The sequence below is a fragment of the Allobosea sp. CRIB-10 genome, assembly GCF_900112185.1.
Lineage (GTDB): Bacteria > Pseudomonadota > Alphaproteobacteria > Rhizobiales > Beijerinckiaceae > Allobosea.
Window position 1 is genome coordinate 18,740 of the sequence record NZ_FOKP01000020.1, and the last position, 17,069, is coordinate 35,808.

23 protein-coding genes and 1 pseudogene are annotated in these 17,069 nt (G+C 66.8%); 6 read left to right on the forward strand and 18 right to left on the reverse strand.

Going from position 1 to position 17,069, the window contains the following annotated elements; genetic code table 11:
* The first annotated feature begins 7 nt into the window (after positions 1–7).
* Positions 8–238, forward strand: coding sequence for a type II toxin-antitoxin system RelE/ParE family toxin (locus BMZ69_RS21745; protein WP_244543469.1), 231 nt, complete (start codon positions 8–10; stop codon positions 236–238).
* 71 nt (positions 239–309) lie between these two features.
* Positions 310–864 (forward strand): DUF924 family protein, encoded by a 555-nt coding sequence (locus BMZ69_RS21750; protein WP_092160693.1) that lies wholly within the window; start codon positions 310–312, stop codon positions 862–864.
* Here BMZ69_RS21750 and BMZ69_RS21755 read toward each other — a convergent pair whose 3' ends face one another.
* The 11 genes from BMZ69_RS21755 to miaA all read right to left on the reverse strand — a co-directional run bounded on the left by BMZ69_RS21755 (position 865) and on the right by miaA (position 9,947).
* The gene (locus BMZ69_RS21755) at positions 865–1,590 is read right to left on the reverse strand and encodes a haloacid dehalogenase type II (RefSeq protein WP_092160694.1); all 726 of its coding nucleotides are present in this window, start codon (positions 1,588–1,590) and stop codon (positions 865–867) included. It lies immediately after the preceding gene.
* 98 nt (positions 1,591–1,688) lie between these two features.
* Positions 1,689–2,426: a helix-turn-helix domain-containing protein gene (locus BMZ69_RS21760; protein ID WP_092160897.1), complete on the reverse strand. Its 738-nt coding sequence runs from the start codon at positions 2,424–2,426 to the stop codon at positions 1,689–1,691.
* Between the two features lie 67 nt (positions 2,427–2,493).
* Positions 2,494–2,712, reverse strand: coding sequence for a hypothetical protein (locus tag BMZ69_RS21765; protein WP_092160695.1), 219 nt, complete (start codon positions 2,710–2,712; stop codon positions 2,494–2,496).
* Positions 2,709–3,983 carry an FAD-dependent oxidoreductase gene (locus BMZ69_RS21770; RefSeq protein ID WP_092160696.1) on the reverse strand — a complete coding sequence of 425 codons (1,275 nt, stop codon included), beginning with the start codon at positions 3,981–3,983 and terminating at the stop codon, positions 2,709–2,711. The genes BMZ69_RS21765 and BMZ69_RS21770 overlap by 4 nt, the downstream gene beginning before the upstream one ends.
* A 20-nt stretch (positions 3,984–4,003) precedes the next feature.
* Positions 4,004–4,540: an acetolactate synthase small subunit gene (ilvN, locus tag BMZ69_RS21775; RefSeq protein WP_092160697.1), complete on the reverse strand. Its 537-nt coding sequence runs from the start codon at positions 4,538–4,540 to the stop codon at positions 4,004–4,006.
* Entirely contained in the window at positions 4,537–5,250 is a 714-nt protein-coding gene (locus tag BMZ69_RS21780) for a glutathione S-transferase family protein (protein ID WP_092160698.1), read from the reverse strand. Before BMZ69_RS21780 ends, ilvN begins: the two co-directional genes overlap by 4 nt.
* On the reverse strand, positions 5,247–5,636 hold the full coding sequence (locus BMZ69_RS21785) for a type II toxin-antitoxin system VapC family toxin (protein WP_175506924.1): 390 nt from the start codon (positions 5,634–5,636) through the stop codon (positions 5,247–5,249). Before BMZ69_RS21785 ends, BMZ69_RS21780 begins: the two co-directional genes overlap by 4 nt.
* A complete protein-coding gene (locus BMZ69_RS21790; protein ID WP_092160898.1) occupies positions 5,633–5,908 on the reverse strand; it encodes an AbrB/MazE/SpoVT family DNA-binding domain-containing protein in 276 nt (91 codons plus the stop codon). The genes BMZ69_RS21785 and BMZ69_RS21790 overlap by 4 nt, the downstream gene beginning before the upstream one ends.
* A 64-nt stretch (positions 5,909–5,972) precedes the next feature.
* Positions 5,973–6,680 carry an aspartate/glutamate racemase family protein gene (locus BMZ69_RS21795; protein WP_092160700.1) on the reverse strand — a complete coding sequence of 236 codons (708 nt, stop codon included), beginning with the start codon at positions 6,678–6,680 and terminating at the stop codon, positions 5,973–5,975.
* A 137-nt stretch (positions 6,681–6,817) separates the two neighbouring features.
* Positions 6,818–8,581 carry an acetolactate synthase 3 large subunit gene (locus tag BMZ69_RS21800; RefSeq protein WP_092160702.1) on the reverse strand — a complete coding sequence of 588 codons (1,764 nt, stop codon included), beginning with the start codon at positions 8,579–8,581 and terminating at the stop codon, positions 6,818–6,820.
* 397 nt (positions 8,582–8,978) lie between these two features.
* The gene (gene miaA, locus BMZ69_RS21805; RefSeq protein WP_092160704.1) at positions 8,979–9,947 is read right to left on the reverse strand and encodes a tRNA (adenosine(37)-N6)-dimethylallyltransferase MiaA; all 969 of its coding nucleotides are present in this window, start codon (positions 9,945–9,947) and stop codon (positions 8,979–8,981) included.
* Here miaA and serB point away from each other — a divergent pair.
* Complete coding sequence (gene serB, locus BMZ69_RS21810) at positions 9,915–10,802, forward strand: phosphoserine phosphatase SerB (RefSeq protein ID WP_092160706.1); 888 nt, start codon at positions 9,915–9,917, stop codon at positions 10,800–10,802. The two genes, miaA and serB, sit on opposite strands and share 33 nt — an antisense overlap.
* 3 nt (positions 10,803–10,805) lie before the next feature.
* Here serB and BMZ69_RS21815 read toward each other — a convergent pair whose 3' ends face one another.
* A complete protein-coding gene (locus BMZ69_RS21815) occupies positions 10,806–11,147 on the reverse strand; it encodes a DHCW motif cupin fold protein (RefSeq protein WP_092160899.1) in 342 nt (113 codons plus the stop codon).
* Between BMZ69_RS21815 and BMZ69_RS32410 the strand changes: the two genes are divergently transcribed.
* Positions 11,140–11,271: a hypothetical protein gene (locus tag BMZ69_RS32410; protein ID WP_280142124.1), complete on the forward strand. Its 132-nt coding sequence runs from the start codon at positions 11,140–11,142 to the stop codon at positions 11,269–11,271. The two genes, BMZ69_RS21815 and BMZ69_RS32410, sit on opposite strands and share 8 nt — an antisense overlap.
* Positions 11,272–11,288: 17 nt before the next feature.
* Here the strand turns inward: BMZ69_RS32410 and BMZ69_RS21820 are convergent, their stop codons facing one another.
* The 5 genes and pseudogenes from BMZ69_RS21820 to BMZ69_RS21840 form a co-directional block, all read right to left on the reverse strand.
* On the reverse strand, positions 11,289–12,821 hold the full coding sequence (locus BMZ69_RS21820; protein ID WP_244543470.1) for a DegQ family serine endoprotease: 1,533 nt from the start codon (positions 12,819–12,821) through the stop codon (positions 11,289–11,291).
* 156 nt (positions 12,822–12,977) lie between these two features.
* Positions 12,978–13,163: a DUF2065 domain-containing protein gene (locus BMZ69_RS21825; RefSeq protein WP_092160708.1), complete on the reverse strand. Its 186-nt coding sequence runs from the start codon at positions 13,161–13,163 to the stop codon at positions 12,978–12,980.
* A 24-nt stretch (positions 13,164–13,187) separates the two neighbouring features.
* A complete protein-coding gene (locus tag BMZ69_RS21830) occupies positions 13,188–14,114 on the reverse strand; it encodes a protease modulator HflC (RefSeq protein WP_092160710.1) in 927 nt (308 codons plus the stop codon).
* Positions 14,111–15,313, reverse strand: coding sequence for an FtsH protease activity modulator HflK (gene hflK, locus BMZ69_RS21835; protein ID WP_092160712.1), 1,203 nt, complete (start codon positions 15,311–15,313; stop codon positions 14,111–14,113). The genes BMZ69_RS21830 and hflK overlap by 4 nt, the downstream gene beginning before the upstream one ends.
* A 181-nt stretch (positions 15,314–15,494) precedes the next feature.
* Positions 15,495–15,743 (reverse strand): annotated as a pseudogene (locus tag BMZ69_RS21840) (HigA family addiction module antitoxin).
* Between the two features lie 111 nt (positions 15,744–15,854).
* Here BMZ69_RS21840 and BMZ69_RS21845 point away from each other — a divergent pair.
* On the forward strand, positions 15,855–16,109 hold the full coding sequence (locus BMZ69_RS21845) for a type II toxin-antitoxin system Phd/YefM family antitoxin (RefSeq protein ID WP_092160714.1): 255 nt from the start codon (positions 15,855–15,857) through the stop codon (positions 16,107–16,109).
* On the forward strand, positions 16,106–16,528 hold the full coding sequence (locus BMZ69_RS21850) for a type II toxin-antitoxin system VapC family toxin (protein ID WP_092160716.1): 423 nt from the start codon (positions 16,106–16,108) through the stop codon (positions 16,526–16,528). The genes BMZ69_RS21845 and BMZ69_RS21850 overlap by 4 nt, the downstream gene beginning before the upstream one ends.
* Positions 16,529–16,549: 21 nt before the next feature.
* Here BMZ69_RS21850 and BMZ69_RS21855 read toward each other — a convergent pair whose 3' ends face one another.
* The gene (locus BMZ69_RS21855) at positions 16,550–17,065 is read right to left on the reverse strand and encodes a dihydrofolate reductase (RefSeq protein WP_092160718.1); all 516 of its coding nucleotides are present in this window, start codon (positions 17,063–17,065) and stop codon (positions 16,550–16,552) included.
* Positions 17,066–17,069 lie beyond the last annotated feature (4 nt).

The window sequence follows — 17,069 nt, forward strand, 5'->3', positions numbered from 1 at the left end:
AGCATTCTTGCGGCCCAAGAATCCGTCGGCTGCAAAACGAGCGGCCGAGGCGATCGTCCGGGGCGTCCAGGCGCTCGGCACGCATCCCCATATGGGCCGGCTCCTCGAAGACCTGTCCGAGGAACACCGGGAATGGATCATAGATTTCGGTGATAGCGGATATCTGGTCCGTTATCGTATCGACGAGCACGCCGTGACGATCCTTGCCGTGCGGCACCAAAAAGAAGCGGGATGTTGAAGGCCTTTTCCACGCGGAAATCCGGACAGCCCTCTATCTGCCCCGCGAGTGCCACCGAGCCGGAGCGACGAATGACCCAGCCTACCCCGCCAGCCGCCGCCGACGTCCTCGCCTTCTGGCGGCAGGCCGGTCCGGACAAATGGTTCGCCAAGGACGATGCCTTCGACGCCGAGATCGCCAGGCGCTTCCGGCCACTGTTCGATGCGGCCGCGCGCGGCGCGCTGTCGGATTGGGAGGAGACTCCGGAGGGCGTCTATGCGTTGCTGGTCCTGCTCGATCAGTTCCCGCGCAATCTCAATCGCGGCTCGGCCCATGCCTTCGCCGCCGACCCGCTGGCGCGCGAGGTCGCCGGGCACGCGATCGCGCGCGGCTTCGACGAGGTCTTCGAGAACCCGGAACGCCGCTTCCTCTATATGCCGTTCATGCACTCCGAGGATCTTGCGGACCAGGAACGCTGCGTCGCCTTGAGCAAGGCTTCGGGCGATGACGACTCGACCAAATACGCCATCATCCACCGCGACATCATCCGCGATTTCGGCCGCTTCCCGCATCGCAACGCCGTCCTCGGCCGAGAGAGCTCGGCCGAGGAGCAGCGCTTCCTCGAAGACGGCGGCTTCAGCGGTTGATCAGCCTTTGACCGCTTTCCGGTGAGCCTCGGCCAGCTCGGCCATGCTCTTGAAATGTAAGTCGACCTTCGGCTGGTTGGCGGGCACCTGCGTCGCTCCGCTGCCGGCCATGCCGAAGCGCCGGTCGATCCAGGCGCGCGCCAGCCCGGCCCGCTCGGCCGGGACATGGTCATGGAACAGGCTCTGCGCCGTGTGCAGCACTTGGCTCGCCTTGAGGCCGAGATCGGCGTCCAGATGCGCCAGCAGATGCGCGAAGTTGCGCGGGTCGGGCTTGTAGGAGCCGATATCCTCGGCGGTATGGATCGCATCGAAGGTCACGCCGAGCTTGCGGTTGCTGGCCGCGAAGCTCGTCCGATCGACATTGGAGAGGATGACGAGCCTGTAGTGCCGCTTGAGATAGGCGAGCGCCTCGGCGGAATCCGGGAAGGCCGGCCAATCCGGCACCGAGCCGCCGAAGCGCTCGTTGAGGTCAGCGTGGATATTGACGCCAAGCTCCTTGGCGAGGCGGGCATGGACGGCAGCGAGCAGCGTCGAATAGCGCAGCGACGGCCCGGCCTCCTCCAGTTCGCTCTCGATTTTGCCGAAGCGCGCCAGCGCCTCCTCGCGCTCGATCTGGAGTCGGCCGGCGCTGATCAGCGGCTGCAGCGCGTTCCAGATGCCGGTCTCCCAGTCGATCAGCGTGCCGTAGCAATCGAAGGTCAGAACCTTGAAATCGGTGAGTTTCATCGCAGGTGGTCCTCATGATGCGGAGTTGCATCGACCTTAGCGACCGCACCCACCGCCGTGATGAGGCGAAACTCCGAACGGTTTGACCGAAGCTGCGCTTATCGGCTCCGGCTCGCGGCGCGGAACTCCGACGGCGTCAGGCCGAAGCGCCGCCTGAACTGCCGGTTGAAGGACGAGGCGTTCTGGTAGCCGAGACCGTAGGCGATCTCCGAGACCGGCAGCGCCGTCTTGACCAGCAGCTCGGCGGCCTCGTCGAACAGCCGGGTCAGTTGCGCTTGCTTCGGCGACTGCCCCGTGGTTGCTCGGAACAACGCGTGGAACCGGCTCTGGCCGAGACCGGCCGTCCGCGCCATCTCCGCGACGCTCCCCGCCCCGCCATGGCTGGCGACGTCGACGACCCGGCCTTCCGCGCGCGACAATGGCCGGGGCGCGGCGGTCGGCTGGATCAGTTGCAGCCCCGCCATGGCCATCCGCGCAGCATCGCTCGGCCGGCAGGCCCCGGCTTCGACCTCGGCGCCGACCTGGCGGAACATCCGCCACAGCCAGGGCTCGACCCGCGTCAGCGATGGCACGAGGTCGCGCAGCAGCGCCGGCTCGGCCTCGCCGGCGAAAGCTCCCGCCTCGACATCGAGGATGAGCATGCTGCAATCGCTCGTCGGCTCGAAATCATGCTCGTGCTCGCGCGGGATGATCGCGACGCAGTTGCTCGACACGACGCTGCGATGCCCCTCGACATCGAGCCGCATCGCACCCTGCATCGGCAGCAGGACCTGGCTGTAGCCGTGGCGGTGGCGGTCGCGACCGCGATAGCTGCGGAGTTCGAGATGGATCGACATCATCCACTCATGCGCAAGAGGTCATGCCGCGCATTTGCCGCCGATCGGCGCAGGCGATCAAGAGCCCTCAGCCGCCGGCCGCCTGCTGCGCCACGAACCGTTGCAGGAAAATCGCCGCCACCGTCAGTACGAAACCGGCCCACCAGAGCGGCGAGCGCAGGCTCTTGCCCGATCCGAGCGGCTCGGCTTCGGCCTTGCCGGTCAGGCGCTGATAGATCGGCCAGGCGAAGCAGGCGAAGCCGATGGCGCCGAGGCCGAGCGAGATTTCATTCAGTCCGATCGTCACCGCTCCGCCCCCTCGCCGGCGAGCGCCGGTCGATCGCTTTCAGCAGCAATCGCCGGTTCCTTCAACCCCAGCCTTCGCAAGGGATCGCCGATCAGTCCCGACACCAGCAACGCCAGCATCCGGTCGATGCCCGGCAGCCGCGCCAATGGCGGCACCACGCGGTCGCGGATCAACGGCAACATGGCGCTGTCCGACTGGTAGAACGGCGTGAACATCCGGCTCGCCGCCTGATAGAGCCGCACATGCCAGCGGCGGAGCTGGGCATAGCGGCGCAGCGCGGCGTCGAGATCGACGGTATCATCGAGCGCCACCGCCAGCGCATAGGCGTCGAGCAGGGCCATGTTCGCCCCCTGCCCCAGTTGCGGGCTGGTCGAATGCGCGGCGTCGCCGATGAAGGCGATCCGCCGGCCACGAGGCAGCGGCAGCGTCTGGTGGCGATAGCTCGCGAAGGTCAGCTGCTCCGGCGCGACGATATGCGCGAGCAGCGGCGCGGCCGCCGGCCAGATCCGCTCGACCTCGGCTTTCCAGGCCGCTAGCCCGGCCTTGCACCAGGCATCGAGCGCATCCGCCTTCAGGCTCCAGAATAGCGCCGCCTGCGGCTCCGGCTCCTCGCCATGACGTCCGATTGGCAACACGCCGACCATCACGCTGGCGCGGCGATAGCGCTGTTCGAGCACGTGACGATCGAAGTCGGTCCCGGCGAGCGGGACATTGGCCCAGAGTGCGCCATAGCTGAGGGGCGTATGGGTCACCGGGCGAGCGGCATGGCCAAGCAGAGCTGAGCGGGTTCCTGACGCATCGACGACGAGATCGAACGGCCGCAGGCGGCGACCGCCCGCGGCGATCAACGAGACCTTGCCGCCAGCAGAGGCATCGACGTCGCTGACCTCGACCCCGGTCTCGATCGCGACAGTTCGCTTCTGCACGGAAGCGAACAGCGCCTCGAACAGCGCCGCGCGATGGATGCCGACGCCGAAGCGCTCGCGCTTCAGTGCGGCGTAGCGCACATCGAGCACCACCGAGTGTGTGGTGGCATTCAGACCGAACAACCGATCGATCCGGCTGCCAGTGGCGATCAGCGTACCGGCCAGGCCGAGTTCGTTCAGAACGGCGAGCCCGCTCGGCTGGAGGATCAGGCCGGAGCCGAGCGGCTGTGGCTCGTTGAAGCGCTCGACCAGCGTGACGGTGTGGCCAGCGCGTTCGAGCAGCAGCGCGGCCGCCAGCCCGGCGGTTCCGCACCCGATGATCGCGATCGAAAGGCTGCGACTCATGCCGCAACCAATCTAGCGAGCTACATCGCCTCCGGGCCGCGGCTCATCGCCGCGATGCCGGTGCGCGAGACTTCGGTCAGGCCGACCACGGTCATCAGCTTGATGAAGCGTTCGATCTCCTCGGTCGCGCCGGTGAGCTCGAAGACGAAGGAGGTCAGCGTCGCATCGAGCGTGCGCGCGCCGAAGGCCGCGGCGAGCCGCATCGCCTCGACGCGGTGGTCACCTTTGCCGACGACCTTGAGCAGGCAGAGCTCGCGCTCGATCGCCTCGCCCTGAAGGGTGAGATCGACGACGCGATGAACCGGCACCAGCCGGTCGAGATGCGCCTTGATCTGGTCGATCACGCTCGCCGTGCCGGAGGTGACGACGGTGATGCGCGAGAGATGCTTCTCGTGCTCGGTCTCCGAGACGGTGAGGCTCTCGATGTTGTAGCCGCGGCCGGAGAACAGGCCGGCGATGCGGGCGAGAACGCCCGGCTCGTTGTCGACGATCACCGCCAAAGTGTGGCGGGCGATCGGCTGCGCAGTCGGGGCGCTGGGATAGTGCGTCGTGTTCATGTCTGGGCTCGGCTTCGGCTGAGATTTGGACGGAAATCGGTGAGGACGGGCTCGTCGAGCTCGTCGACGGCTACGATCCAGGGCTCGGCCAGAGCGGCCTCGCGCCAGGCCTGGAAGCCAGCGGTGCCCTGTACCGCCTCGACATAGGCGGCGCTGACCGGATCGAGCGCGATCGAATAGGTGGTGAAGCGGGTCGCCACCGGCGCGAACATCGCATCGGCAGCGCTGAATTCCCCGAACAGGAAGTCGCCGCCCGCCCCGAAGCGCTGGCGCGCATCGCGCCAGATCTCGGTGATGCGGGCGATGTCGGCCGCGACCGCCTCGCCGCGATCGCGCGCCGGGTGGACCCAGGCGAGGTTCATCGGACAGGCGCCGCGCAAGGCGGTGAAGCTGGAGTGCATTTCGGCCGAGATCGAACGCGCCAGCGCCCGCGCCGGCTTGTCGCGCGGCCAGATCGGCAGCTCCGGATGGGCCTCGGCGATATATTCGATGATGGCGAGCGAATCCCAGACCGCGATCGCCCCGTCGACCAGCGAGGGCACCTTGCGGGCCGGCGTGTACTCGGCGACGGCGCGCTTCCAACCCGGATCGTCCATGGTCGGCCCGAACGGGATCAGCACTTCCTCGAACGGGATGCCGAACTGCTTGAGGACAAGCCAGGGCCGCAGCGACCAGGAGGAATGGGTCTTGTTGGCGATGATCAGCTTCATGGCGAGACGACCGTCAGCTCAGGAAAGGTATGCTTGGCATTGGTCAATAAGGCACGGTCGAAACTGGCAAACGCCGCAACCGGACAGGTAGCAAGATGGATGGCATCGCCGAAATCGAGGCCGTCTTCATAGGCGCCAAGGATGGCGTCCAGGCGCGCTCCATCCTCAAGTTCGATCGCGTCGGTTTCGCCGAGTACACGGAGCGCCTCGACAATCTGCGATTTCTTGAAACCGTAGACGGCGCGCAGCACCCACTCCGTTTCGAGCAGCACCGTGGATTGCACAAACCCCGATCGCTCCAGGATCAAGGCACGCGCACGCACGACCGCATCCGGATCGTCCTCCGTGATGAGACGCACGACGATGTTGGTATCGAGCGCGATCACCGGTCCAGGCCCGACTTCCGCTTCCAGCGCTCGGCCATGGCCTGGTCGATACCCCTCTGCATATCCTCAAGCGTCTTCGGCGGCCCGTCATAGGGCAGGCAGCCGATCAGATCGTCGATGGTGTAGCGCTTGCGCGGGCTCTTCGGCGCAAGGAAGACGCCGCCGTCGCGCGCCGTCACCTCGAACTCGGTGCCGGGCGCCCAGCGCCCCTGCTCGCGAATGCTCTTGGGCAAGATCACCTGCCCCTTGGTGGACAGACGCGTCGTCGCCATCACCACTCCCCAAAAGTAAGACGATGGTAAGATAACATCTCGCGCCGGCTTTCGCCACGGATCATCACGCCGCCTGCTCCATCGCCAGCGTGAAGTCGAGGGCAGCCTCGACATGCAGCGCCGTGGTGTCGAAGGCCGGGACATCGAAATCGGCCTGCGAGACGAGGAGCCCGATCTCGGTACAGCCGAGAATGACGCCATCGACGCCCTCCTCCCGCACTGCCCGCGCGACGATCTCGCGATAGCGCGCCTTCGAGGCCGGCAGGGCCACTCCGCGGCAGAGCTCCTCATAGATGATGCGGTGGACATCCGCCCGCTCCGCCTCGTCCGGCACCAGCGCCTCGACACCAAAGGCGGCGAGCCGGTCGCGGTAGAAGCGCTGCTCCATGGTGAAGCGCGTCGCCAGCAGCAGCGGGCGGCGCGCGCTCGTCTTGCGGATCGCCTTGGCGGTGACGTCGGCCAAGTGCAGGAAGGGCAGGTTCGTCGCCTGGGTGATGTGGTCGGCGAGCTTGTGCATGGTGTTGGTGGCGAGGACGATGCAGACCGCCCCGCCCTGCTCGAGCCGGCGCGCGCTCGACGCCATCGCCGCCCCGGCCCGGTCCCAGTCGCCCTTGGCCTGCATCTCGGCGATCGGCGAGAAGTCGACGGAGTGCAGCAGGACGTCGGCCGAGTGCAGCCCGCCCTGGCGCGACCGCACGCCCTCGTTCAGCAGCCGGTAATAGACCGCCGTCGATTCCCAGCTCATCCCGCCGATCAGGCCGATGGTCGCCATGTTGTCCCCCTGTTTCGAGGTCGTCATTCTCGGGCGAAGCGAAGCGCAGACCCGAGAATCTCCTGACGAAAAGGCGCCGGCCAGCGCCTCCTCCTGCTCGAGATGCTCGGGTCAAGCCCGAGCATGACGATGCCCGATCAAACGAGCTGCTTGCCCTTGGCGTCGATGATCTCGCCGGTATCGCCTTCGAAATCGGGCAGGATCATCTCGTTATGCGCCTTGCCCGACGGGATCATCGGGAAGCAGTTCTCTTCTTTCGCCACCAGGCAGTCGAAGATCACCGGACCGGGCGTCTCGATCATCTCCATGATGGCGCGGTCGAGATCGGCCGGGTCGGAGCAGCGGATGCCATGGCCGCCATAGGCCTCCGCCAGTTTGACGAAGTCCGGCAGCGAGGCCGAATAGCTCTCCGAATAGCGCCCGCCATGCAGCAGCTCCTGCCATTGGCGCACCATGCCCATGTACTCGTTGTTGAGGATGAAGATCTTGACCGGCAGCCGGTACTGAACCGCCGTCGACATCTCCTGCATGTTCATCAGGATCGAGGCCTCGCCGGCAACGTCGATGACGAGCGCCTTGGGGTGCTTCATCTGCACGCCGATCGCTGCTGGCAGGCCGTAGCCCATGGTGCCGAGGCCGCCCGAGGTCATCCAGCGGTTCGGCTCCTGGAAATGCAGATACTGCGCCGCCCACATCTGGTGCTGGCCGACCTCGGTCGTGATGTAGGTGTCGCGATCCTTGGTCAGCGCATAGAGCCGCTCCAGCGCATATTGCGGCTTGATGATCGTGTCCGAGCGCTTGTAGGCGAGGCTCTTGCGCGCCCGCCAGCCATCGATCTGCGTCCACCAGGCGGTGAGCGCGGTCTTGTCGATCTGCGGCGAGGTCTCGCGCCAGATCCGGACCATGTCCTCGAGCACATGCGCGCAATCGCCGACGATGCCGATATCGACCTTGACGTTCTTGTTGATCGAGGACGGGTCGATGTCGATGTGGATTTTCTTGGAGTGCGGCGAGAAGGCGTCGAGTCTCCCCGTGATCCGGTCGTCGAAGCGCGCGCCGATATTGATCATGACGTCGCAGTCATGCATGGCGAGGTTCGCCTCATAGGTGCCGTGCATGCCGAGCATGCCGAGCCACTGCCTGTCGGCGGCCGGGAAGGCGCCCAGCCCCATCAGCGTCGAGGTGACCGGATAGCCGGTCAGCCGCGCCAGCTCGCGCAGCAGCGACGAGGCATGCGGGCCGGCATTGATGACGCCGCCGCCGGTGTAGAACACCGGCTTCTTCGCCTTGGCGATCAGCTCGACCGCAGCCTTGATCTTGGTCAGGTCGCCCTTGACCGTGGGACGGTAGGTCTTGTGCTGGTTGTCGCGCGGGCGGCTATAGGCGCCGGTCGCGAACTGGACGTCCTTGGGGATGTCGACCACGACCGGGCCGGGCCGGCCATTGGCCGCGACGTAGAAGGCCTCGTGCAGGACACGCGGCAGGTCGGCGATGCTCTTCACCAGGTAGTTGTGCTTGGTGCAGGAGCGGGTGATGCCGACCGTGTCGCATTCCTGGAAGGCGTCCGAGCCGATCAGATGCGTCGGGACCTGGCCGGTGATGACGACCAGCGGGATCGAGTCGAGCAGCGCGTCGGTCAGGCCGGTGACGGCGTTTGTCGCGCCCGGCCCCGACGTGACGAGGACGCAGCCGACCTTGCCCGGCGCCGAGCGGGCATAGCCCTCGGCGGCATGGACGGCGCCCTGCTCGTGGCGGACGAGCACGTGCTTGACCCTGTCCTGCTGGAAGATCGCGTCGTAGATCGGCAGCACGGCGCCGCCGGGATAGCCGAAGAGATGCTCCACGCCCTGGTCCTGGAGGGCGCGAACGACCATCTCGGCGCCGGTCATCATCTCGCTCATAACGGTCTCCTGCGGAGGTCTGTCTGTCGGTGTCGGTCGGAAAAAGGCAATAAAAAAGGCCCTCGGAGGGGCCTGGGCGTGCGCTGGCGTCGGGGACGCCCGGTTGTTAAACCGGCCCCTACCAGCGCACCTCTACGATAATAAGCTTGCGCATGTCGCAGCCCTGTCGAAACGAAAGTTGCCGGACGCTAGACGAGCAGCGCCGCATGGTCAAGCGGGGATTGGAGCCGGCAAGCGAAGAGCGCCTGTCTGCCCTCCACCGTCATTCCGGACAAGCGCCGCAGGCGCGCAGCTCCGGAATCCATCGAAAGGCGCCAGAGCTCTGCGATGGATTCCGGCGCTCCGCTTCGCTACGGCCGGAATGACAGTGGAGTTTGAGCGGAAACGGTGGAGCTTCCTACCCGCCCCCGCAAGCCGCGAGGGCCGCATCGAGCGCAACCTCAGGCTCCACCGCCGTCCAACCTTCCATCTGATGGCGGAACCAGGTCATCTGCCGCTTGGCATAGGCGCGGGTATCGGCCTTGCCGCGCGCAACCGCCTCGTCCAGCGAGAGCCTGCCGTCGAGATAGGCGATCAGCCCCGGCACGCCATGGGCACGCATCACCGGCAGCAGCGGATCGAGCCGGCGCTCGCGCAGGGCCGCGACCTCGTCGAGCGCGCCTTGGCCCATCATCACATCGAAGCGGGCGTCGATCCTGGCCCGCACGAGCTCCCGCTCCGGCGCGAGGAAAAGCTTGAGTAGCTCCTGCCCCGCCAGTGGCCCCGGCCGCCGCGCCCCCTGGAACGTCGCCAGCGAACGTCCGGTCGCCTCGAGCACCTCCAGCGCCCGCATCACCCGCAGGCGGTCGCTCGGCCGCAGGCGCACCGCCATCTCCGGATCCCTGGCGGCGAGCTCGGCATGCAGCTCGCTTGTCTCGCACTGCTCCGCCCGAGCCCGGAAGGCGATGCGAACCTCATCCGGCACCGGCGGGATATCCGAGAGCCCCTCGGTCAGCGCCTTGAAATAGAGCCCCGTGCCGCCGACCAGCACCGGCAAGGCGCCCTGCCCCGCGAGCTCCTGCAGCAGCATTGTGACCTCGGTCGCATAGGCCGCAGCGGAATGGTTCACCGCGCCGTCGATATGCCCATAGAGCCGGTGCGGAACCTCGCCCATCTCCTCCGGCGTCGGCCGGGCGGTGATGACGTGGAGATCGCGATAGACCTGCATCGAGTCGGCATTGACCACGACGCCGCCGAACCGGCGGGCCAATTCGACCGCCAGCGCCGACTTGCCGCTAGCGGTCGGACCTGCGATGAGCACCGCGCTGTATCTCACCTGTTGCCCGGCTCCCTCATGATGCTCGTCGCCACCCTCGTCTCCGCCCATGGTCAGGCCCTGCTCGACGATGGCCTGCTCGCCCGCCTCAGCGCGGCCGCCTCCGCGGTGAAGGTCGAACACCTCGACGGCGAGATCGCGGCCGACCTCTTCGCGGAAGCCGGCGATGCGCGCAAGCTCGAAGCGGTCCTGCGTGAGGCGCTCGGCGGCGCTCCGGTCGACATCATCGTCCAGCCGGCCGCGACCCGCCGCAAGCGCCTGTTCCTCGCCGACATGGATTCGACCATGATCGGCCAGGAATGCATCGACGAGCTCGCCGCCTATGTCGGCCTGAAGGAGAAGGTCTCCGACATCACCGAGCGGGCCATGCGCGGCGAGCTCGAATTCGAGCCGGCGCTGCGCGAGCGCGTCGCCCTGCTGAAGGGGATCGCGCTCGGCGTCGTCGACGAGATCATCGCCAGGAGCATCACCCTGACGCCGGGCGGCAGCGCGCTGGTGCGGACCATGCGCGCCCATGGCGGCTATACCGCGCTGGTCTCCGGCGGCTTCACCGTCTTCACCGGCCCGATCAGCCAGACGATCGGCTTCGACGAACATCGCTCCAACATCCTGCTCAGCGAGGGCGCCCTGCTCTCCGGGCTCGTCGCCGAGCCGATCCTCGGCAAGCAGGCCAAGCTCGATGCGCTCGTAGAGTTGCGCGCCCGCTTCGGCTTGCCGGACGAGGCGACGCTCGCGGTCGGCGACGGCGCCAACGACCTCGCCATGCTGGGGCAAGCCGGGCTCGGCGTCGCCTATCGCGCCAAGCCGGCGGTCGCAGCCGCCGCCGACGCCCGCCTCGACCATGCCGATCTCACCGCTCTGCTCTATGCCCAGGGCTATCGCGGCGACGAGATCGTCAGGAACTGAGCCTCAGTCGACGATGAACAGCCGCGCTCCGTTCGGGGAGCGCGAGCGGTGCGGCTCGGCCTTGTCGGCAACCTGGTAGCTCATCCCGGCGCGCAGCCACATGACCCGGCCATCGGCCAGCGTGGTCTCCAGCTCGCCTTCGAGACAGAGCAGGATATGCCCCTTCTCGCACCAATGGTCCGAGACATAGCCGGGCGAGTAGTCGACCATCCTGACGCGGATCGGATTATCCGCCGGCCCGAAGCGGCGCGTGCGCCAGGTCGCCTGCCCTTGCTCTCCCGCGAAATATTCAGGCTCGACAGTCGACCAGTCGGTCGTGCCGAAGGGGATGTCGCTCATGCGCATGGACGGCCTCTCTGACGCGTATTCCGGAAACCTGCCGGAGCAGCCATCACGCGGCCAATGCAAAAAGCTGATGGCGACGATCAGCGGCAACAAAAAAGGCGGCCCGGAGGCCGCCTTTCCCTGATCCATCGTTGAAGAGGGTCAGCTCATCGTCACCGCGACGAAGCGGACTTCGCCCTGGGCGTTCGAGACCAGCAGCAGGGCCGACTTCTTGCCTTCCTTCTTCAGGGCATCGAGCCGCTTGGTGACATCCTCCGGCGAATTCACCGGCTCCTGGCCGACTTCGACCACGAGTTCGCCGACGAGGATGCGCTTGTCGGCGGCGTTGGAGTTGGCATCGACCTTGGTGATGACCACGCCCTTCAGCCCGTCCTTGATCGAGTACCGCTTGCGCAGGTCGTCGTTCTGGGCCGAAAACTCGAGGCCGAGCGCCGAGGCGGTCGCGGGCTTTGCGGCCTCGCCCGTGGGCTTGTTGGCCGAGGCCTGCTGAACTTTCTCGCCATCCTCGAGGCGGGCGAGCTTGACGGTCTTGCTCAGCTCCTTGCCCTTGCGCATGATCTGGATCGGCACGTCCTTGCCGACCTGGGTGCTGGCGACGATGCGCGGCAGCTCGCGCGAATCCTTGACGTCCTTGCCGTCGAACTTGACGATCACGTCGCCGATTTCGAGGCCGGCGGGCTTGGCCGGACCCTTCTCGTCGATGCCGGCGATCAGCGCGCCGCGCGCGGTGCCGAGGCCGAGCGCCTCCGCGGCGGCGTCATCGACATTCTGGATGCGCACGCCAAGCCAGCCGCGGCGGGTCTCGCCGAACTCGCGCAGCTGGTCGATGATGTTTGTCGCGAGCGAGGACGGCACGGCGAAGCCGATGCCGACCGAGCCACCGGTCGGTGACAGGATCGCGGTGTTGATGCCGATCACCTCGCCGCTCATGTTGAACAGCGGGCCGCCCGAATTGCCCTTGTTGATGGCCGCGTCGGTCTGGATGTAGGTGTCGTAGGGACCCTGGTTGATGTCGCGGTTGCGGGCCGAGACGATGCCCGACGAGACCGAGCCGCCGAGGCCGAACGGGTTGCCGATCGCCATCACGGGATCGCCGATCCGCATCTTGTCGGAATCGCCGAACTTGACGAAAGGCAGCGGCTTGTCGTGCTTCACGCGCAGCAGCGCGAGGTCGACCTTGGTGTCCTTGCCGACGACCTCGGCCTTGAGGCGCAGACCGTCGCTGAACACCACGGTGATCTCGTTGGCGTCGCCGATGACGTGGTTGTTGGTCACCACCAGGCCCGACGGATCGACCACGAAGCCGGAGCCTGCCGATTGCGACCGGCGCTGCTGCGGCGGCTGGTTCTGACCCTGCTCGCCGCCACGGCCGCGGCGGTTGAAGAATTCCTCGAACAGGTCGCCGAACGGCGTGTCGGGGCCGAGCTGCGGCAGCTGCGGCAGGTTGCGGCCGCGCGTCTCGCTGGTCGTCACCGCCGCGATGTTGACCACGGCCGGCATCACCCGCTCGGCGAGATCGGCCAGCGAGATCGTGGTGCCATGGGCCTGCGGCGTGGCCTGGACGTTGCCAGGCGCCGGCGTCGCCTGAGCGAAGGCGGGCACCGTCGCGAACGCCATGCCGGCAACTGTCGCGATGCGCGCCAGGCGGTAGGCGTGGGAATGTGTGAGTGCCATCGATGTCCTCATGATCATGAGATGTCGCGCCAAGTGGTCGGCCTTGACGGCATTGCAGCGCAGCCGGAATCCGAACGCAACTTAAGAACGCCAAAATGCGGCGGAAGGGCGACGCAAGATCGCGTCATAATGCCGTGATCGCCGCAGAGGACGCTTTCAGCTCCGGACCAGCCAGACCATGCCGACGCCGACGATCGCCGAGACGATACCGATCAGGCGCATCCGCTCGACCGGGGTCTCGGATGCGCTGCGCAGCGCCTCCTTGGCGATCTCCGGGATAGACGCGAAAAGCAGTCCCTCGATGGCGAAGACCAGGCCGAGCGCCGCGAGGAAATCTGTCATGCGCAGCGCTCGGTCATCATGTGGTCAGGGCTTCGGGGCCGCCGGCGTCGCCGGGGCCGCATCGGTCGCCGCTCCGGCACGCTTGCCGGACGGGTCGTTGAAGAAGCGGAAGAACGGCGAGTCGGGCGAGAGCAGCATGCGCGTATCGCCGGACTTCAGGCTCGCTTCATAGGCCTGCATCGAGCGGTAGAAGGCGAAGAACTCCGGATCCTTGCCGAAGCCCTCGGCGAAGATGCGGTTGCGCTCGCCTTCGCCTTGGCCGCGGATCTCGTCCGACTTCCGCTGCGCCTCGGCGACGATGATGATCGCCTCGCGATCGGCCCGCGCCCGGATCTCCTGCGACTGCTGACCGCCGAGCGCGCGCGCTTCCGCCGCCTCGCGCTGCCGTTCGGTCTGCATGCGCTGGAACACCGCCTGCGAGTTGGCCGCCGGCAGGTCGACACGACGCAGCCGAACGTCGACCACGGTCATGCCGAACCGGCCCGCCTCGCGGTTCACGTCGTCGCGGATGCGATTCATCAGCCGCGAGCGTTCGGTGCGGACCATCGCCGTGAAGGTCGCCTCGGCGAGGACCGAACGGACGTTGCCGTTGACGATCGAAGCCAGCTGCGAATTGGCGCGCGGGATGTTGTTGACCGCCTGGAAGAAGCGCAGCGGATCGGAAATCCGGTAGCGCGTGAAGGCGTCGACCACGAGCCGCTTCTGGTCGGACGCGATGATTTCCTGCGCCGGCAGATCAAGATCGAGGATGCGGTTGTCGAGGTAGGTGACCTGCTCGAACGGGGCCGGCAGCTTGAAATAGAGCCCCGGCTCGGTGACGACGCTGCGCACCGCGCCGAAGCGCAGCACGATCGCCGATTGGGTCTGCTGGACGACGAAGGTCGCGGCGTAGAAGACGATCGCGACAACGGCGATGACCGCCAGGACGGCGACGCGGAGGAAGCCGTTCATCGGGTCGCTCCCTGCTGCTGAGCCTGGCCCTGGGCCTGGTTCTGACCGGCCGGCCGGCGCTGCTGGTGCTGGCCGAGCTCACCGAGGGGCAGATAGGGCACGACGCCGCTGCCGTTGTTGTTCTGGTCGAGGATCACCTTGTCCATGCCGCCGAAGACGCGCTCCATGGTTTCGAGGAAGAGACGCTCGCGGGTTACGGCGGGCGCGTTCTTGTATTGCTCGTAGACCGAGTTGAAGCGGCTGATCTGGCCGAGCGCCTCGTTGACCGTCTGGTCCTTGAAGGCTTCGGCCGACTGGACGAGCTGGGCCGCCCGGCCGCGCGATTCCGGCACGACCTGGTTGGCATAGGTCTCGGCCTGGTTGCGCAGGCGCTCCTGGTCGGCGCGCGCCGCCTGGACGTCGCGGAAGGCGTCGATGACCTGCTGCGGCGGGTCGACCTTCTGCAGCTGCACCAGCCGAATCAGCACGCCGGCCCGATAGGTGTTCAGCGTGTCCTGCATCAGCTGGCGCACTTCGGTCTCGATCGCGGCGCGGTCGGTGGTCAGCACCGGCTGGATGTTGCGCCGGCCGATGACCTCGCGCACCGCGCTCTCGGCCACCGCCTTCACCGTGCCCGGCGGGTCCTGGATGTTGAAGACATAGGCCTCGGGCGCGCCCGGATCGATCTGCCACTGCACGATCACGTCGATGTCGACGATGTTCTCGTCGCCGGTCAGCATCAGGCTTTCCTCGCCGACATCGGTCTGGCGCGAGGTGCGCGCCGATTCGACGGTGCGGAAGCCGACCTCGGTGGTGATGACGTTGGTCACCTGCGGCTTGACCACGCTGCCGATCGGATAAGGCAGGTTGTAGTTCAGGCCCTGCGCGGTCTTGCCGACATATTTGCCGAAGATCAGGTTGAGACCGACCTCGTTGGGCCGCACCGTGTAGACGCCGGTGGCGAGCCAGACCAGCACCAGGCCGAGACCGACGAGCAGGAGCCCGCGCCCCCCGAGATTGCCGCCCGGCATGAAATTCTTGAGTCGGTCCTGTCCGCGCCGGATGATCTCCTCGAGATCGGGCGGAGTATTGCCGCCGGAAGGACCGCCGCCGCCCCAGGGACCGCCGCCATTGCCGCCGCCGCCGCGCTGGCCCCAGGGACCACCGCCTCCGCCGCCGCCACTGCCGCCGCTTCCACCGCTCTGGTTACTCCAAGGCATGCCTCAGCCGTTCCTCATTCTTTGCTTCGACCGTGCATAGCTGAACGGCAGAACGCTGTCAGCGCCATCCGGCGCAATGCGCGTTGAATTGGGCATCGGCCACGGATTCGTCAACGACGCAAGCTCCTTTGGTCGTAGACCCTTCGTCGCAGTTACCGATCCGATGGCTCAAGGAGCTTGCTCAGGTCGTATTTCGCAAAGGACGGGCGCGCTCGACCCACTCGCGCTGCTCGGGCGTGTCATTACCGCCCAAAGGTCGCTGCGGCGCTGCACGTTCAACCAGAAATCAGGGCTGGTGCCGCACATCCGCGCCAGAATCAGTGCCGTTGCCGCCGTCGCGGTCCTGCGGTCGCCGCACAGCTCGTTGACGTGCTTGCGCTGGACAGCCGTCGCTTCCGACGGTCGCCAGCTTGCGCCTAGTCGTCAGCATCGTCGTTTCCTCCGTCGATTCCCGGCGGCGACCGGTTGCGCCGATTGTGGCCGATCTTGCATTCGCAAGCCATCCGCCTTATGTAGGTACATACCTACATAGAGTTCAACCATGACGCGGATCACTCTTTCAAGCCGCGAGCTGAACCATGATGTCAGCAGCGCCAAGAAGGCTGCGCAGGAAGGCCCGGTCGTGATCACGGATCGGGGCAAGCCCTCGCATGTCCTGATGACCTATGGCGAATTCCAACGCTTGAGCGGCAAGCGCCGCAATCTTGTGGAAGCGCTCGCCATGCCCGGCCTGTCGGGTGTCGACTTCGATCCGCCGCGCGCCCAAATCGCGCCGCGCAAGATCGACCTGTCTTGAGCTATCTGCTCGATACCAACGTCGTCTCGGAACTCCGCAAGATCGGAGACGGCAAGGCGGACAGTCGCGTCCTGGCCTGGATCGCGGCCGAAGACGCAGCGCGCTTCTTCATCTCGGCCATCACGATCCTCGAATTGGAACGAGGCGTGCTCAGTGTCCAGCGCCGGGATGCCGCGCAAGGCGCACGCCTGCGGACCTGGCTCGACAATCATGTCCGTCCGGAATTCGCCGGGCGCATCCTACCCGTCACCGCCGAGATCGCCACGCGCTGCGCGCATCTCCATATTCCCGATCGGCGCAATGAGGTGGACGCGCTCATCGCCGCCACGGCGCTGGTCCATGATTTGACCGTGGTGACGCGTAATGTCCGGGATTTTGAGGGCGTTGGGGTCGTCGTTGTCGACCCTTGGCAAGGTTGACCGAGTCTCAGGACCGAATACTCAGTTCAGCCTGTCGAACGAAGCGAAACTGAACGCATGCTCGTCCTCCGGGCCCGCCGGATGCTCGCTGCGGGCGCTCTCGCGGAAAACCGAGCCATCGAAGGCCGGGAATACCGCATCGCCTTCCGGGGTGGCATGGACGAAGGTCAGCTCCAGCCGGTCGGCGAAGGGCATCGCCTGCGCATAGACCTCCCCGCCCCCCGCGACGATGACGGCGCGCGCGCCCATCGCCTGCCCCAGCCGCTGCGCCGTCTCAAGCGCCTGGTCGAGTGTCGGCACGACGTAGACGCCATCAGGCCCGAACTGCGGATCGCGCGACAGCACCACTGTCTGCCGTCCCGGCAGCGGCTTGCCGATCGACAGGAAGGTCTTGCGGCCCATGATGATCGGGCAGCCCATGGTCAGTTCGCGGAAGCGGCGCAGATCGGTCCGCAGCCGCCAGATCAGCTGGTTGTCGCGGCCGATCACGCCATTGTCGGCGATCGCAGCGATCAGGACGACGGGAAGCTTGCCCACCCGC